The organism is Pseudomonas sp. PvP089 (assembly GCF_017875165.1).
GTDB classification, from domain to species: domain Bacteria; phylum Pseudomonadota; class Gammaproteobacteria; order Pseudomonadales; family Pseudomonadaceae; genus Aquipseudomonas; species Aquipseudomonas fortuita.
In genome coordinates this window covers 5,768,232-5,785,426 of sequence record NZ_JAGGME010000001.1, presented here as the reverse complement: position 1 = coordinate 5,785,426, position 17,195 = coordinate 5,768,232, and the positions used below count along the sequence as shown (strand labels likewise).

The window sequence follows — 17,195 nt, the reverse complement described above, 5'->3', positions numbered from 1 at the left end:
AGAACGTTATGGCCCGTGGGGTTAACAAAGTCATTCTGGTCGGCACCTGTGGCCAGGATCCCGAAGTCCGCTACCTGCCCAACGGTAACGCCGTGACCAACCTGAGCCTGGCCACCAGCGAGCAGTGGACCGACAAGCAGTCGGGCCAGAAGGTCGAGCGTACCGAATGGCACCGTGTGTCGCTGTTCGGCAAGGTTGCCGAAATCGCCGGCGAGTACCTGCGCAAAGGTTCGCAGTGCTACATCGAAGGCAAGCTGCAGACCCGCGAGTGGGAAAAAGACGGCATCAAGCGCTACACCACCGAGATCATCGTCGACATCAACGGCACCATGCAGCTGCTTGGCGGCCGTCCACAGGGTCAGCAGCAGGGCGGCGACCCGTACAACCAGGGTGGCGGCAACTACAACCAGGGTGGCCAGCCCCAGCAATACAACCAGGCACCGCCTCGCCAACAGGCTCAGCGCCCGCAACAGGCCCCTCAGCGCCCGGCGCCGCAACAGCCCGCGCCTCAGCCGGCTGCGGACTTTGACAGCTTTGATGACGATATTCCGTTCTGACACGACCGGTAACGCGTCCGCTACATCGAAAACCCAGGGCATTTCCCTGGGTTTTTTTATGCGCGCCCCCTCCGATACTGAGGGAGCGCCGCGCCCCGCCGCGTAGCCAAGCTGCATGTTGAGGACTCGGCGTTGCGCCACTGATGCCAATGCCGCCGGCGTGTCAGCGGATTCGTGAGCACCCTTCACCCTCGCTCATTGCTAGTAGAAAAGCCGTGGTTCGGATGAATCCAGCAAGCTGGCGAGTTTGGTCAAGGCAAAGCTGAGTTCGGCACGGCTTGGCGTCATCAGGGCGATACGCACGCCACAGCTGGCGGGTGTGCGCTCAGGCAGAAACTGGCTGCCGCTGACCACGGTGACGCCATTGTTGCGCGCCAGGTTGGCGAATTCATCGCTGGTCCATGGTTCAGGGAGTTCCAGCCAGATATGGAAACTGTTGGGCTGGCTGCGAATCTTGTACCTGCCCAGGATTTCCTGTGCCATGAGCTGCCGTGCGGCGGCTTCTTCCTGCTGCTCCCGCACCAGCTGATCGGCCATACCGCTGTTGATCAGGTTGCTGGCCAACTGGGCCATCAGCGGGGAGGGCATCCAGACGCTGCTGCGCACCATGGACGACAACCGTGAAAGCGTTTGTGGCGGCGCGTAGAGGTAGCCGATACGCAGGGCCGGCAGCACGCTTTTGGACAGGCTGGTCAGGTACACCGAGCGCTCAGGTGCATAGGCGGCCAAGGGTTTGTAGTCAGGCGCCGGTTCGAGGAAACCGTAGATATCGTCATCCACGATGAACAGGTCGAACTCGCGGGCAATCTGCGCGATAGCCTCGCGGCGCGCGTGCGGCATTACCGAATTGGTCGGGTTCTGGTGAGTGGTCACACATACCAGCAGCGACGGCCGGTGCTCCTGGCAGGCGGCCCGCAAGGCCTCCGGAATAAGGCCGTGCTCGTCCATGGCTACCCCGCGCAAACGGCGGCCCATGCTGTGGGCAAGGGAGATGATGCCGGGGTAGCAGAGCGACTCGCAGAGGATCACATCATCGCTTTTCGACAAGCTGCTGATGGCCACCAGCAGCCCATGTTGAGCGCCGGAGGTCAGCACCACCTGTTGCGCGCGAGCGTCGGGCAGCCAGCGCTGAATCCAGCTGGCGCCAGCCTGCTTGTGCGTCGCATGGCCACCGTCAGTAACGTAGTCGAGCACTTGGTCAAGGTCGGGGGATGAGGCCAGCTCGGTAATTGCTCTGCGCAGCCAGTCGGCCATGTGCGCGTCGTTGGGCTTGATGATCGAAAGGTCAATCTGGCCGCTTTCATGTTTGGGCGGTGCTGGCCGCAAAGATGCGGTGGGGGCAGGGGCACGCGCCGGCCGTTGCTGCAGGACGAAAGTCCCCCGACCAACCTCGCCAACCACCAAACCCCTTTTGGCGGCCTCGTCATAGGCGCGTCCGATAGTGCCAGGCGTCACCTGTAATGACTCGGCGAGATCCTTGAGTGTTGGCAGGCGGTCGCCTGGCGCCAGACGGCCATTGCCAATGTCCTGTTCAAGAGCATCGGCAATCATCAGGTAGACCGGCTGCGCCAGGTCGCTGTAGTGAGGAACCCACATGGAAATGGCACCAGAATCTGCAAGAACGCGGAAGCCTAGCACGAAAGCTCTTATCGGGGTAATCGCGTTTCCGATGTGTGAATTAACTCTATTGGTGCGAATCGGCGCGCATCACTGCGGGCTCGCCTTGGCCCGGTGTGCACGCGCGTGATCACGCGTTAAAAGCGCTGCTAAAAGAAATCTTTTGAAATCAATAAGCTGATTGAGTCGATTCAATGATGGTGGCAATCGGCCAATCAAAGTAATTGAATCGAGTTTATTTTTGTAATTACAATGATTGAGTCGATGCAATGTGGTGGTGCCTGGAGCGGCACCTCTCGCTCGTATCGCTCAAGTGTGAACGGTTTCAAAAACTGCCGCGTCTGCCCGGCATAGCAAGACACCGAATGGCCAATGGAATAGCACCTGAAATGGAAAGCGCACACCTGCAACAAGCAGCCGAGCCTCAAACCTCACTGGAAATCCGCCTGCCCTGGGTAGTCTCCAGCGCCTGGCAAACCTTGCTGAGCAATACGCCGCTCGATTTCGAAACCAGCAAAGAGCTTTACCCGCAACTCAAGGAGCAGGCGCAAGAGGTCCTGGGCAAAGCACTGTGCCAGCAAATCCGGGGTTTCGTTGAGGATCCGCAACTGACCAGCATGATTGTGCGTAATTGCCCACGCGATCGCGATGTGCCTCCGACCCCTTACTCTGGTGTGCTCAGCCCGCGCAGCACGCCGATTGCCTGTCTTGTCAGCCTGACCATGCAGCATCTGATGGGCATCAACCCGGTTGTCTACGAGGGTGAAAATGACGGGCGTCTGTTTCGCCATGTAATCCCTGCCCGTACTTCATCCAGCCAAAAGAGTTCACATGGCTCGCGGCTGCGCTTCTCCTATCACGTCGACAATCCGGACCTGCCATTGTCCTCCGAGCCGCTGGGTAGTGTTTCCTGCTGCCCGGAATACCTGTCGTTCTTCGGTATGCGCTGTGACCCGCGTATCAGTACCACCTTGGTCAACCTTGACGCAGTGATCGCGTCGCTGCCCTTGGCCACCGTGCGTGAACTGTGCGAAGCGCAGTTCGAAATCCGCCGCCCTGATTCGTTCACCGGTAACCGCCGTTGCACCGCTGAGTTGCCGGTACTGGTGCGCGGCCATTCAGGCGAGTGGCTGTGCCGCTTCGACAGCGAGAACACCCACGGGCTGAACCTGCGAGCCGAGCAGGCCCTGGCCACCCTGCGCGGTCTGTTGGAAACCCGGCGTTTCGATGAGCCTCACCTGCTGCTGCCAGGCGATTTCATGATCTTCAAGAACCAGCGCGTGCTGCATGCCCGTGATGGTTTCGAGCCGCAGAACGACGGTGCTGACCGTTGGCTGCTACGGGTGTTCGCGGTCAACGACCTGAACCGGGTGCGCTTTGCCCGGGCCGATCACCTTTACGAAGTGCTCTCCTGATTTCTCTTCATTTTTCGACGGAATTACTGCTATGGAACTGTTAGGCGCTTACTGGGCGGAACACTGGCTGCTGGCGATCCTGCTGCTGGGCGCCATTGCCTTTGTCGCGGGCTTTGTGGACAGCATTGCCGGGGGCGGCGGGTTGTTTCTGGTGCCAGGGTTTTTGCTGGTGGGCATGCCGCCTCAGGTAGCGCTGGGGCAGGAAAAACTGGTCAGTACGCTGGGTACGCTGGCCGCGATCCGCAACTTCCTGGCCAACAGCAAGATGGTCTGGCAGGTGGCACTGGTTGGCGTACCTTTCTCACTGCTCGGCGCCTACCTGGGAGCGCACCTGATTGTCTCGATCTCTCAGGAAACCGTGGGCAAGATCATCCTTGCATTGATCCCTTTCGGCATTCTGATTTTCCTCACCCCCAAGGACCGCCCGATAGAGGAGCGAGTGCTGTCGGCGCGGATGCTCTACACCGTCGTGCCGTTGACCTGTCTGGCCATCGGCTTTTACGACGGCTTCTTCGGCCCAGGTACCGGCAGCATGTTCATCATCGCGTTTCACTACCTGCTGCGCATGGACCTGGTTTCCAGCTCGGCCAACTCCAAGACCTTCAACTTCGCCTCCAATATCGGTGCGCTGGTCGCATTCATCATGGCCGGCAAGGTTGTCTATCTGCTGGCGTTGCCGCTGGTGGCATGCAACATCCTCGGCAATCACATGGGCAGTGCATTAGCACTGCGCAAAGGGAATGACGTGGTACGCAAGGTGTTGGTGTTTTCCATGCTGTGCCTGTTCACCAGCCTGGGCGTGAAGTACCTGGTCTGACAATACCTCTGGGAGACAAACCTGATGAAAACTGCATTCGTGACTGGCGCCTCCTCAGGCTTTGGCCGAGCCATATGCCGCACCTTGGTTGCCAAGGGCTACCGTGTGATCGGTGGTGCCCGCCGTATGGACAAGCTGCAGGCACTGGAGCATGAGCTTGGCGACAACTTCATTCCACTGGCGCTGGATGTGACTGATGGGCAGTCGATCAGCGCAGCAGTGGCGCAGATCAACGAAGCTGCGTCGAGCATCAATGTGCTGGTCAACAACGCAGGCCTGGCGCTGGGTATCGAGCGGGCTCAGGCCTGCAGCGCCGAGAACTGGCAGCGCATGATCGACACAAACATAACCGGCCTGGCCATGGTCACCCATGCGGTGTTGCCACAGATGGTCGAAGCCGACAGTGGGATGATCATCAACATGGGTTCGATTGCCGGCACTTACCCCTACCCGGGTGGCAATGTTTATGGCGCAAGCAAGGCATTCGTGCGTCAGTTCAGCCTGAACCTGCGCGCCGATCTGGCAGGCACCCGCGTGCGGGTCAGCAACATCGAGCCTGGGCTGTGTTCCGGGACCGATTTCTCGGTGGTACGCCTGAACGGCGACCTGAATGCGGTGGATGCGTTGTACCGTGATGTGCAGGCAATCCTGCCCGAGGACATTGCCGCCATGGTTGCCTGGATCGCCGAACAGCCGCCACACGTAAACATCAATACGCTCGAAATCATGCCGGTGGCGCAGAGCAGTGCGGCCTTGAACGTGGCGCGCAATCTGCCGCGGTGCTGACCGGGATCAATCGCACTTTTGCCATTCTTGACTAGTCTTAACGGTTGGCGGCATCACTTTGCCGCCACCGTGATGACCCGAGGTGCCGGCAATGCCCCGAGCGCCCGAAACCTGATCAGGAGTGCACGATGGACCTCAACCGTCGGCAATTCTTCAAGGTCGCCGCAGTCGGCCTTGGAGGCTCGAGCCTGGCAGCGTTGGGCATGGCCCCGACGCCGGCCTTCGCCGAGCAGGTGCGCCACTTCAAACTGGCGCATACCAAAGAAGCCCGTAACACTTGTCCTTACTGCTCGGTCGGCTGCGGCTTGATCCTGTACAGCCAGGGCGATGCGGGCAAAAACGTTAAACAGAGCATCATCCACATCGAAGGTGACGCCGACCATCCCGTCAACCGTGGCACGCTCTGCCCGAAAGGTGCCGGCCTGCTGGACTTTATCCACAGCCCAAGCCGCCTGCAGTACCCCGAGGTGCGCAAGCCTGGCAGCAAGGAGTGGGTGCGGGTGAGCTGGGATGAGGCGCTCGACCGCGTCGCCGGCCTGATGAAGCAGGACCGCGACGCCAACTTCATCGAGAAGAACGCCCAGGGGCAAACTGTAAACCGCTGGCTTACCACCGGTTTTCTTGCTGCCTCCGCCGCCTCTAGCGAGGCTGGCTACCTGACCCACAAGGTCGTCCGCGCAACAGGCATGCTGGGGTTCGATAACCAGGCACGTGTCTGACATGGCCCGACGGTGGCAAGTCTTGCCCCGACGTACGGCCGTGGCGCCATGACCAACCACTGGTCCGATATCGCCAACGCGAATCTGGTCCTGGTGATGGGTGGCAACGCAGCAGAAGCGCATCCGTGCGGCTTCAAATGGGTGACCGAGGCCAAGGCGCACAACAAGGCGCGGCTGATCGTGGTCGACCCACGCTTTACCCGTACCGCTTCGGTCGCGGATTACTACGCGCCGATCCGTACCGGTACCGACATCGCCTTCATGGGCGGGCTGATCAATTACCTGCTGAGTACTGACAAGATCCAGCACGAGTACGTGCGCAACTACACCGACGTGTCGTTCATCGTCAAAGAGAGCTATGGCTTCGAGGATGGGCTGTTCAGCGGCTACGACGAGACCAAGCGTGTGTATGCCGACAAGTCCGGCTGGGGTTACGAGCTGGGTGAGGACGGTTTTGCCAAAGTCGACCCGACCCTGCAGCACCCTCGCTGTGTGTTCCAGCTGATGAAGCAGCATTACAGCCGCTACACCCCGGAACTGGCCAGCATGATCTGTGGCATGCCGCAGGATGCCATGATGAAGGTCTGGGAAGAGATCGCCACATGCTCGGTACCGGGCAAGACCATGACGATTCTCTATGCGCTGGGCTGGACGCAACACTCGATCGGTGCGCAGATCATTCGCAGCGCGGCCATGGTCCAGCTTCTGTTGGGTAACGTCGGCATGCCGGGTGGCGGGGTCAACGCCTTGCGCGGGCACTCCAACATCCAGGGGCTGACCGACCTCGGCCTGCTGTCCAACTCGCTGCCGGGTTACCTGACCCTGGCTGGCGATGCCGAGCAGGACTACGCCAGCTACATCGACAAGCGCGCTTCCAAGCCATTGCGCCCTGGGCAGCTGTCGTACTGGCAGAACTATGGCAAGTTCCACGTCAGCCTGATGAAGGCCTGGTACGGCGCCAACGCCACGGCAGACAACAACTGGGGTTACGACTGGCTGCCCAAGCTCGACGTGCCTGCCTATGACGTGCTGCGCATGTTCGAGATGATGAGCCAAGGCAAGGTTAACGGCTACGTATGCCAGGGCTTCAACCCGATTGCTGCGCTGCCGGACAAGAACCGCGTGACTGCGGCGTTGGGCAAGCTCAAGTGGCTGGTGATCATGGACCCGCTGGCTACCGAGACCTCGGAGTTCTGGCGCAATGCCGGGCCGTTCAACGACGTCGACACGGCCAGTATCCAGACCGAAGTGATCCGCCTGCCCACCACCTGCTTCGCCGAGGAAGACGGCTCGCTGGTCAACAGCAGCCGTTGGCTGCAGTGGCACTGGAAGGGCGCCGACGGCCCTGGCGAGACCCGCACCGACGTGCAGATCATGAGCGAGCTGTTCCTGCGCCTGCGTCAACGCTACCAGACCGAGGGCGGCGCCTACCCCGACCCGCTGATGAACATCAGCTGGCCGTACAAGATCCCTGAAGAGCCCTCCCCGGAGGAGCTGGCCAAGGAGATGAACGGCTGGGCAGTCACCGACGTTACCGACGCCACCGGCGCCATGCTCAAAGCTGGCCAGCAGCTGTCGGGCTTCGGGCAACTGAAGGACGATGGCAGCACCGCGTCTGGCTGCTGGATCTTCGCCGGCAGCTGGACCGAGCAGGGCAACCAGATGGCCCGTCGCGACAACAGCGACCCCTACGGTATGCATCAGGTGCAGAACTGGGCTTGGGCCTGGCCGGCCAACCGCCGCATCCTCTACAACCGTGCCTCCAGCGACCCGCAAGGCAAGCCGTGGGACCCGGAGAAAAAGCGCCTGGTGTGGTGGAACGGCAAGGCCTGGACCGGCACCGACGTGCCGGACTTCAAGGTCGACTCGCCACCGGAAGCGGGGATGAACCCGTTCATCATGAACCCCGAAGGCGTGGCGCGGTTCTTCGCCATCGACAAAATGGCCGAAGGCCCGTTCCCCGAGCACTACGAGCCATTCGAAACACCGATTGGCATCAACCCGCTGCACCCGCAGAACAAGAAGGTGGTCAGCAACCCGGCCGGGCGCATTTTCGACTCGGTGTGGGACACCCTCGGCACGCACGACGAGTTCCCCTATGCGGCGACCACGTACCGGCTGACCGAGCACTTCCACTTCTGGAGCAAGCATTGCCGGCTCAACGCCATTGCCCAGCCCGAGCAGTTCGTCGAGATAGGCGAGGTGCTGGCCAATGAGAAAGGCATCAAGGCCGGCGACCGGGTGCGGGTGTCGAGCAAGCGCGGGCATATCGATGCGGTGGCGGTAGTGACCAAGCGGATTCGCCCGCTGCAGGTCAACAACCAGACCGTGCACCAGATCGGCATCCCGTTGCATTGGGGCTTCACCGGCGCAACGCGGCATGGCTACCTGACCAATACCCTGGTGCCATTCCTTGGTGACGGCAACACGCAGACGCCGGAGTCCAAGTCGTTCCTCGTCAAAGTGGAGAAACTCTGATGGCCAGCCAAGACATCATCGCCCGCTCGGCCACCACCACCGTACCGTCTTCGGTACGTCAGCAGCAGGAAGTCGCCAAGCTGATCGACACCACCAAGTGCATCGGCTGCAAGGCCTGCCAGGTGGCGTGCTCGGAGTGGAACGAACTGCGTGACGAGGTCGGCCACAACCACGGTACCTACGACAACCCCCAGGACCTCACCGCCGAGACCTGGACCCTGATGCGCTTCACCGAGCACGAGCGCGACGACGGCAACCTGGAGTGGCTCATCCGCAAGGATGGTTGCATGCACTGCGCCGACCCCGGTTGCCTGAAGGCCTGCCCCAGCCCGGGGGCGATCATCAAGCACACCAACGGTATCGTCGACTTCAACCAGGACCACTGCATTGGTTGCGGTTACTGCATCACCGGCTGCCCGTTCAACATCCCGCGCATCTCGCAAAAGGACCACAAGGCGTACAAGTGCACCCTGTGTTCCGACCGCGTCAGCGTGGGCCTGGAGCCGGCCTGTGTGAAAACCTGCCCGACCGGTGCGATCGTGTTCGGCAGCAAGGACGAGATGAAGGTGCACGCTGCCGAGCGCATCGTCGACCTGAAGTCACGGGGCTACGACAAGGCGGGGTTGTACGACCCGGACGGCGTCGGTGGCACCCACGTGATGTACGTGCTGCATCATGCCGACACGCCGAGGCTGTACGCCGGCCTGCCGGACCAGCCGGTGATCAGCCCGCTGGTGGGGCTGTGGAAAGGCTTCACCAAGCCGCTGGCGCTGCTGGCCATGGGCGCAGCGGTGCTGGCGGGGTTCTTCCACTACGTGCGGGTTGGCCCGCAGCGGGTAGAGGAAGACGAACACCCGACGCCGCCCGATGACAGCGTGCACCAAGTGGACCCCGCGGTGCATGTCTACGATCCGAAGCAGCCCGGTGGGCAAGGGGAGCAGCGGCCATGAACGACAACAAACCCATCCTGCGCTACACCGCCAACGAGCGGACCAACCACTGGATCGTCGCCATTCTGTTCTTCATGGCCGGGCTTTCCGGGCTGGCGCTGTTTCACCCGGCGCTGTTCTGGTTAAGCCATCTGTTCGGCGGCGGGCCGTGGACACGCATCCTGCACCCGTTCATGGGCGTGGCGATGTTCGTGTTTTTCCTCGGGTTGGTGGTGCGCTTCTGGCGCGCCAACTTCATCACCGCCAACGACCGCCAGTGGTTGCGCCGCATTGATCGGGTGATGGTCAACCGCGAGGACGGCGTACCCCCCATCGGCAAGTACAACGCAGGGCAGAAGCTGCTGTTCTGGACCCTGTTGTTGTGCATGCTGGTGTTGTTGGTTAGCGGCGTGGTGATCTGGCGGGCGTATTTCAGCCATTTCTTCGACATCGGCGCGATTCGCCTGGCGTCGCTGGCTCACGCGCTGGCGGGCTTCGTGCTGATTCTCAGCATCATCGTGCACATTTACGCCGGCATCTGGATCAAGGGCTCGATCGGCGCCATGCTGCACGGCTGGGTCAGCCGTGCCTGGGCGCGCAAGCACCATGCGTTGTGGTACCGCGAAGTCACCGGTGACAAGACACCGGGCAATCACGGACGAAAAGAAGGATAAGCGCTTGAGCACGATACTCGAACCCGGGCAGATTGAAGCGTCGGCAGTAGCGCCGCCTTTTTTGCACCTGCCCCCCGCCAATCTGTTCGAGCTGCGTGCTGCACGCCTTGAGCAACTGGCCGAAGGCAATGCCCTTGGTGACTACCTGCAGTTGATTGCACGGTTATGCCGCATCCAGCAGCAGCTTGTGGATAACCCCCCCGCCGGCATGCCGGTGGCCGAGGAGCGCCAGCGCCTGTGCATAAGCCATGGTTTGCCGCCGCTGGCGGCCGACAGCCTGGTGCGTGAAGGGCCGTGGCTTGTCTGGTTGCAAGCCCTGCTAGAGCACTTCAGCGGCGCAACAACCGGCCCGATGGGGGAGGCGTTGCAGGCGCTGCGCGGCAGTGATGACCACCAGCGCAAAGGCTGGGGCATTGCCTTGCTGGCTGGCCAGTACGATGCGGTGCCTGCAGCACTGGTGCCGTTCCTGGGGGCTGCGCTGCAGGCAGCCTGGTCCAGTTGGTTGCTGGCGCTGCCGGCGCCTGAACTCAAGCCCGCCGGTAGCCTGGCCCAGTGCCCGGCGTGCGGTTCGCCGGCTATGGCCGGGGTGGTGCGCAACCGTGGCAAGCACAATGGTTTGCGTTATCTGGCCTGTTCGCTGTGCGCCTGTGAGTGGCATGTGGTGCGGGTCAAATGCGTGTACTGCGAGTCGAGCAAGGACTTGCGCTACACCAGCCTGGAGGATGACCGCCACGCGCCGGGCAAGGCGCCGCTGCGCGCCGAATGCTGCCCGGGGTGCAACAGCTACCTGAAGCAGAACTACCTGGAGAACGACGCGGCGGCCGAACCGCTGGCCGATGACCTGGCCAGCCTGGCGCTGGATATGCGCCTGGACGAGGAGGGCTTTCATCGCCTGGCGCCCAACCTGATGCTCGCCCCGGGTGGTGGGTGAGTGTCTACACTGAAACACCGAGTCGCCTTCTTCGCGGGTAAACCCGCTCCCACAGGTACAGTACCTGCTTTGACATCGGTGCAATACCTGTGGGAGCGGGCTTGCCCCGCGAAGAGGCCAGAACAGACAACGGACCAGCTCAAGGTAGTACCTGATGTCTTCAAGCCTCGCCGATAACACCCCACGCCTGCCTTCCATCGACACCCTCCTGCGCCACCCGGCCTGCCTCCCGTTGATCGATCGGCACGGCCGCGAGGGCGTGCTGAATACGCTGCGCCAACTGCTAGACGACCTGCGCGAACCCGCCCGGCAAGGCCAACTCACCCCCGCCGAACTGGCCCCCGAAATCCTCTTGGGTCGCACCGGCGAGCGCCTGGCCACCCAGCAACGAAGCCAGGTCCGCCGCGTGTTCAACCTCACCGGCACCGTGCTGCACACCAACCTGGGCCGCGCCTTGCTACCGGAAGAAGCCATTGAGGCCATGCAAACCGCCGCCCGCTATCCGCTCAACCTGGAGTTCGACCTGGCCACCGGCAAACGTGGCGACCGCGATGACTTGATCGAAGGCCTGATCCGCGAGCTGACCGGTGCCGAAGCCGTCACCGTGGTCAACAACAATGCTGCCGCTGTGTTGCTGGCGCTCAATAGCTTGGGTGCACGCAAAGAAGGCATCATTTCGCGGGGAGAACTGATCGAGATTGGCGGCGCATTCCGCATCCCCGACATCATGGCCCGTGCTGGCGTAAAGTTGCACGAGATCGGCACCACCAACCGCACCCACGCCCGCGACTACGAGGCTGCCATCGGCCCGCGCACCGGCTTGCTGATGCGCGTGCATTGCAGCAACTACAGCATCCAGGGCTTCACCACCCATGTACCCACGGCCGAGCTGGCGCGCATCGCCCACCAGCATGAACTGCCGCTGCTCGAAGACTTGGGCAGTGGCAGCCTGTTGGACCTCACCCGCTGGGGCTTGCCCGCCGAGCCCACGGTGCGCCAGGCGTTGGCCGACGGTGCCGACATCGTCACCTTCAGCGGCGACAAACTGCTGGGCGGGCCGCAAGCCGGGATTATCGTCGGTCGCAAGGACTTGATTGCCAGGATCAAGAAAAACCCACTCAAGCGTGCGCTGCGCGTCGACAAGATCACCCTCGCTGCACTCGAAGCGGTGCTGGCGCTGTACCGCAACCCTGACCGCCTGGCCGAGCGCCTGCCCAGCCTGCGTCTGTTGACCCGTAGCCAGGCCGACATACAGGCCCAGGCCGAACGCCTGGCCCCTGAGCTCAAGGCTCGCCTCGGTGAGCAATGGGCTGTCAGCGTGGAGCCGGCGCTGGGCATGATCGGCAGTGGCAGCCAGCCGGTGGCGCGCCTGCCCAGTGCAGCCCTGTGCCTGCGCCCGCAGGTATCGAAGAAGTTGCGAGGGCGCAGCCTGCATGTGCTGGAGCGGGCGCTGCGCGGCCTGCCGGTACCGGTGCTCGGCCGTATCGATGACGACGCTCTGTGGCTGGACCTGCGCCAACTGGATGACGAAGCCGAGTGGCTGGCGCAGTTACCCACCCTGCAACTGGGGCCGGTGCAGTGATCGTCGGCACCGCCGGCCATATCGACCATGGCAAGACCGCACTGCTGCAGGCGCTGACCGGGCAGGCCGGCGACCAGCGTCAGGAGGAGCGTGCACGCGGCATGACCATTGACCTGGGCTATCGCTACGCGGCGCTGGTTGAAGGTGCACCGCTGACCGGCTTCATCGATGTGCCGGGTCACGAGCGTTTTATCCACAACATGCTGGCTGGTGCCCAGGGTATCGACCTGGTGTTGCTGGTGGTGGCTGCCGACGACGGGGTCATGCCGCAGACCCGCGAGCATCTGGCGATCATCGAGCTGTTGGGCATTCCCCAGGCTTTGGTGGCGATCAGCAAATGCGACCGCGTCGAGCCCTTGCGCGTGGCCGAAGTTAAGCTGCAAGTCGAAGAGCTGCTGGCGCGCGGGCCCTATGCCGGGGCGCAGCAGTTTCCATTGTCGAGCATCAGTGGGGAAGGCGTAGCTGCGCTGCGTCAGGCCTTGCTGGAGGCCGAAGCCACGGTGCGGCAGCGCAGCGATAGCGGCGGTTTTCGTCTTGCTGTGGACCGTGCTTTCGCGGTTACCGGTGCCGGCGTGGTGGTAACCGGCACGGCGCTGGCGGGGCGCGTCAGTGCCGGTGACACCTTGTTGCTGGGCAAGGCCGGCAAACCGGTGCGGGTACGAGGCCTGCATGCGCAGAACCAGGCCGCGCTGGTGGCTGAGGCGGGCCAACGGGTGGCGTTGAATATCACGGCCGAACGCCTGGCGCTGGACCACGTGCATCGGGGTGACTGGCTGGTGCCTGAGTGGCTGCATGCGCCCAGCGTGCGGGTGGATATCGAGCTGAACCTGCTGCCGGGCGAGCCCCGCACGTTTGAGCATTTCAGCGCTGTACACGTGCACCTCGGCACCCAGGATGTAACCGCCCGCGTGGCCTTGCTCGAAGGCGAGTCCCTGGTGGCGGGCCAGCGCATGTTCGCCCAGCTGCTGCTCAATGCGCCGTTGCAGGCCGTGCACGGCGATCGCCTGGTGCTGCGTGACCAGCGTGCCCAGCGCACTTTGGGGGGCGGCAAAGTACTGGACCCGTTCGCGCCAAGCCGGCAGCGCCGCAGCGATGAGCGCCTGCGCCAGTTGCAGGTACTACGAGATACCGAGGATCTGGAGCAGGCCTTGCCAGCACTGCTCGCTACCGCGCCCGGTGGTATTGACCCCCAGCGGCTCGAGCGGCAGTTCAATCGCCCGCGTGCAACATGGCAGCTGCCGGAGGATGTATGGGTGGTGGCCACGCGGCAGGGGCAACTGCTGTTTGCCAACCGCCAGTGGCTGGCGCTGAAGCAACAGGTGGTGGAGCAGTTGGCGCGGTTCCATGAGCAGGAGCCTGACCAGCTCGGGCCGGACCGAGACCGCCTGCGCCGCTTTGCGGCCTTGCCCCTTGAGCGGCCGGCATTCGTCAGCCTGCTGGATGAACTGCTCGATGACGGCGCCATCGCCAGCAGCGGGCCCTGGATGCACTTGCCCGATCACAAGGTGCAATTGAGCGAAGCCGACAGTGCTTTGTGGGCGCGTTTGCAGCCGAAGTTGCTGGCGGGGCAGTACGATCCGCCCTGGGTCAGGACCCTGGCAAATGAGGAGAACTGCGCCGAAGCCGAAGTGCGCCTGCTGCTGCGCAAGCTGGCTCGGCTCGGTGTGGTGCATCAGGTGGTGCGTGACCTGTTCTACCCTGAGGCAACATTACAGCGCATGGCAGAGCTGTTGCTGGGGCAGGCCAACGAAACGCCGATAGTGCAGGTGGCCGCGTTTCGCGATATGTTGGGCATCGGTCGCAAGCGCAGTGTGCAGATTCTGGAATATTTCGACCGCATCGGCCTGACCCGGAGGGTGGCCGACCAGCGTCACATCCGCGCCGACAGCGCCCTGGCCCAGCAACAGGCCAGGCACTGAGTTCAAGGAAGGCAATCGCGCCCGGTGGCGCGGCCGGGCTTCAAACCCGGTTGGGGACGGCAGCCGTTCCCGGGCAGGTTCGACTCCCGCTGCCTTCCGCCATTTTCATTCGCCTGTCGGGGCTCTACGGGGCGCTTCACAGCTCTTGGGACTTGCACGGTACCTGTGGGAGCGGGTTCACCCGCGAAGAGGCCCTGAAGGGTGAAGCCTAAGCCCGCTCCCCACACAGATCCAGGGCAAACCACTGTTCTGCAGTATCCACATCCAACCCCGCCCCCAGCAGCGCAACCATCTTGCCCAGCGCCGCTTCACGGGTCATGCCACCGCCACTGACCAGCCCGGCCCCACGCAAGCGGTTACCCGCCGCATAGGTATCGAATACCACCGAACCCTCAGGGCACTGGCTGATAGCCGCCAGCATCACGCCGTGCTGGCGTGCTGCGCTCAGCACACTCAGCAGCGCCTGGTCATCTGACGGCCCGGTACCGCTGCCGTAGCACTCCAGCAGCAAGCCCTGCACACCACTGTCGATCAAGGCTTGCAGGTGCGCGGCCTGCAGCCCGGGGAACACCGGCACGATCGCCAGGTTGACCGGCTGACGCGGATGCTTGTAGCCAAGTTCGGCAGGGATAACATGGGCCCGCTCGCCGTCACGATGGCGCGGCAGCGCAGCAAAGGCATCGAACGCCTCGCTGCGCAACTTTGATGCCCGGCAGCCATGCAGCAACTGGCCATGGAAGTACAGCTGCACGCCATCCTCCAGGCCGGATTCGAACTGGTGCAACGCGCCGCACAGGTTGGCCCAGGCATCGCTGTCTGTGGCACCTGCCGGCAGCATCGAGCCGGTCAGCAGCACCGGCACTGGCAAACCCAGCAGCAAGAACGATAACGCCGCAGCGCTGTAAGCCATGCTGTCGGTACCGTGCAGCACCAGCACGCCATCATGGCCTGCCACCTCCACGGCTTCGACGATGGCATCGCGCATCGCCAGCCAGTTGTGCTGGTGCATGTTGGCGCTGTCGAGCAGCGGGTTCAGTTCCTGCAAGGTCCATTGCAGCCGGGGCGCATCGGCCATGTGGGCGAAGTGTTCGCGCATCCGCGCTTCGAAGCCACCGGCCGGCGCCAGGCCTTCCGGGGTTTCGAGCATGCCGATGGTGCCACCGGTGTAGAGAACGAGAAGATTCTTGACTGCACGCATGGAAAACATCCGTAGCGGTGAGCGGAGAAAGAAAAGCCGCCCGCGGAAGGGGCGGCTGGGCAGGGGAGGATATCAGCGCTGCGGCTGAGCCTGGACGGCTGCTTTGTCAGCGGCTGTTTCCACCTGCGGATTGGCAGGCCAGGCATTGCGGTCCAGGTCCAGGTCGGCGAACTTGGACGAATCGAACACAGGCTGGCCGATGCCGGCTTTGCGCTGGTCGTCGTAGTCACGCATGACGCGCAGGCCGACCTTGAACAGCAGGGCCAGGGCCACCAGGTTGACGAAAGCCAGGCAGGTCATGGTGATGTCGGCGAAGGCGAACACGGTCGACAGGTCCTGCATCGAGCCCCACACCACCAGTGCCAGCACCAGGCCACGGAACACCATCAGCACCACACGGTTGCGGGTGAGGAACTGCAGGCTGTTTTCGCCCAGATAGTAGTTGTAGAGAATGCAGGTGAACACGAACAGCGACAGCGCCACGCTGACGAACACACGGCCCCAGTCACCGACCACGGCAGCCAGCGAGTTCTGGGTCAGGACAATGCCGTCACCCTCGAAGCCTGGGGTGTAGAAGCCCGACAGCAGGATCAGCAGCGCGGTGCAGGTGCAGATCACGAAGGTATCGAGGAACACACTGAAGGCCTGGACCACGCCCTGGGCGCCCGGGTGTTTGACGGCGGCCACGGCGGCCACGTTCGGTGCGCTGCCCAGGCCCGCTTCGTTGGCAAACACGCCACGCTTCACGCCCATGACGATGGCGCTGCCGAGCAGGCCGCCGAACGCCGGGTCGAGGCCGAAGGCGCTCTTGAAGATGGTTTCGAGCATGGCCGGCACGTGTTCGATCTGGGTGCCGATCACGTACAGGGTCACGCCGATGTAGGCCAGGGTCTTGATCGGGACCAGCAGGTCCGACACGGCGGCGATGCGCTTGATGCCGCCGATGAAGGTGATGGCCAGCAGCACTGCCAGGACGATGCCGGTCTGGCTTGGGGCAAAGTTGAAGGCGTTCTGCAGCGAATGGGTCACGGTGTACGACTGCAGGCCGATGAAGGCGAAGCCGTAGGTGACCAGCAGCAGGATCGAGAACACGATGGCCATGCTTTTGCGCTTCAGGCCGTGCTGGATGTAGTACGCCGGGCCGCCACGGTACAGGCCGTCGCCGTCTGCACGCTTGTAGACCTGTGCCAGGGTGCACTCGAAGAAGCTGCTGGACATGCCCACCAGTGCGGTGACCCACATCCAGAACACGGCGCCCGGGCCACCCAGGGTCACGGCAATACCGACACCGGCAATGTTACCGGCACCTACGCGGCCGGCCAGGCTGAGCATCAGAGCCTGGAAGGAGCTCAGCTGGCCTGCCTGGCCACGCAGCGATTCCTTGAAAACGGTGAACATGTGGCCGAAATGGCGGAACTGCACGAAACGCGAACGGATAGTGAAGTAGCTACCCAGCCCTACGATCAGCACGATGAGGAGTTTCCCCGAAAGGAAATCGTTGAGTACTTCGAGCATTGGAAAATGACCTCGATTCTTATTCTTCGTGTGGAAAGACCAGCGGACGGCAGGCGCA

The 17,195-nt window shown here is 62.9% G+C and carries 13 protein-coding genes and 1 tRNA gene; 11 read left to right on the top strand and 3 right to left on the bottom strand.

The features are described 5' to 3' along the window. Positions 1–8 precede the first annotated feature (8 nt). Positions 9–557: a single-stranded DNA-binding protein gene (locus J3A71_RS26400; RefSeq protein WP_016484656.1), complete on the top strand. Its 549-nt coding sequence runs from the start codon at positions 9–11 to the stop codon at positions 555–557. A 201-nt stretch (positions 558–758) separates the two neighbouring features. Here J3A71_RS26400 and J3A71_RS26395 read toward each other — a convergent pair whose 3' ends face one another. Next, entirely contained in the window at positions 759–2,153 is a 1,395-nt protein-coding gene (locus J3A71_RS26395; protein WP_023048325.1) for a PLP-dependent aminotransferase family protein, read from the bottom strand. 410 nt (positions 2,154–2,563) lie between these two features. Here J3A71_RS26395 and J3A71_RS26390 point away from each other — a divergent pair, with 410 nt between their 5' ends. From J3A71_RS26390 to J3A71_RS26345, 10 genes are all read left to right on the top strand, one after another. After that, positions 2,564–3,589 (top strand): TauD/TfdA family dioxygenase, encoded by a 1,026-nt coding sequence (locus J3A71_RS26390; protein WP_060519291.1) that lies wholly within the window; start codon positions 2,564–2,566, stop codon positions 3,587–3,589. 31 nt (positions 3,590–3,620) lie between these two features. After that, positions 3,621–4,406 (top strand): TSUP family transporter, encoded by a 786-nt coding sequence (locus tag J3A71_RS26385; protein WP_016484669.1) that lies wholly within the window; start codon positions 3,621–3,623, stop codon positions 4,404–4,406. A gap of 24 nt (positions 4,407–4,430) precedes the next feature. Next, on the top strand, positions 4,431–5,192 hold the full coding sequence (locus J3A71_RS26380; RefSeq protein WP_016484670.1) for an SDR family NAD(P)-dependent oxidoreductase: 762 nt from the start codon (positions 4,431–4,433) through the stop codon (positions 5,190–5,192). Between the two features lie 128 nt (positions 5,193–5,320). Further along, positions 5,321–8,389 (top strand): formate dehydrogenase-N subunit alpha, encoded by a 3,069-nt coding sequence (gene fdnG / locus J3A71_RS26375; RefSeq protein ID WP_139138803.1) that lies wholly within the window; start codon positions 5,321–5,323, stop codon positions 8,387–8,389. Beyond that, complete coding sequence (gene fdxH, locus J3A71_RS26370) at positions 8,389–9,339, top strand: formate dehydrogenase subunit beta (protein WP_096425506.1); 951 nt, start codon at positions 8,389–8,391, stop codon at positions 9,337–9,339. Before fdnG ends, fdxH begins: the two co-directional genes overlap by 1 nt. After that, positions 9,336–9,992 (top strand): formate dehydrogenase subunit gamma, encoded by a 657-nt coding sequence (locus J3A71_RS26365; RefSeq protein WP_096425507.1) that lies wholly within the window; start codon positions 9,336–9,338, stop codon positions 9,990–9,992. Before fdxH ends, J3A71_RS26365 begins: the two co-directional genes overlap by 4 nt. A 4-nt stretch (positions 9,993–9,996) precedes the next feature. Beyond that, positions 9,997–10,923, top strand: a complete 927-nt coding sequence (gene fdhE / locus J3A71_RS26360) for a formate dehydrogenase accessory protein FdhE (RefSeq protein ID WP_023048323.1) — start codon at positions 9,997–9,999, stop codon at positions 10,921–10,923. Between the two features lie 154 nt (positions 10,924–11,077). Further along, positions 11,078–12,505 carry an L-seryl-tRNA(Sec) selenium transferase gene (gene selA / locus J3A71_RS26355; protein WP_060519289.1) on the top strand — a complete coding sequence of 476 codons (1,428 nt, stop codon included), beginning with the start codon at positions 11,078–11,080 and terminating at the stop codon, positions 12,503–12,505. Further along, positions 12,502–14,424 carry a selenocysteine-specific translation elongation factor gene (gene selB / locus J3A71_RS26350; RefSeq protein ID WP_102667668.1) on the top strand — a complete coding sequence of 641 codons (1,923 nt, stop codon included), beginning with the start codon at positions 12,502–12,504 and terminating at the stop codon, positions 14,422–14,424. The genes selA and selB overlap by 4 nt, the downstream gene beginning before the upstream one ends. Positions 14,425–14,430: 6 nt before the next feature. Further along, a tRNA-Sec gene (locus tag J3A71_RS26345) sits at positions 14,431–14,526 on the top strand. A gap of 106 nt (positions 14,527–14,632) precedes the next feature. Here the strand turns inward: J3A71_RS26345 and J3A71_RS26340 are convergent. Continuing rightward, entirely contained in the window at positions 14,633–15,631 is a 999-nt protein-coding gene (locus J3A71_RS26340) for an asparaginase (protein ID WP_016484678.1), read from the bottom strand. Between the two features lie 63 nt (positions 15,632–15,694). Further along, the gene (locus J3A71_RS26335) at positions 15,695–17,137 is read right to left on the bottom strand and encodes an alanine/glycine:cation symporter family protein (RefSeq protein WP_060519285.1); all 1,443 of its coding nucleotides are present in this window, start codon (positions 17,135–17,137) and stop codon (positions 15,695–15,697) included. Between the last annotated feature and the right edge of the window lie 58 nt (positions 17,138–17,195).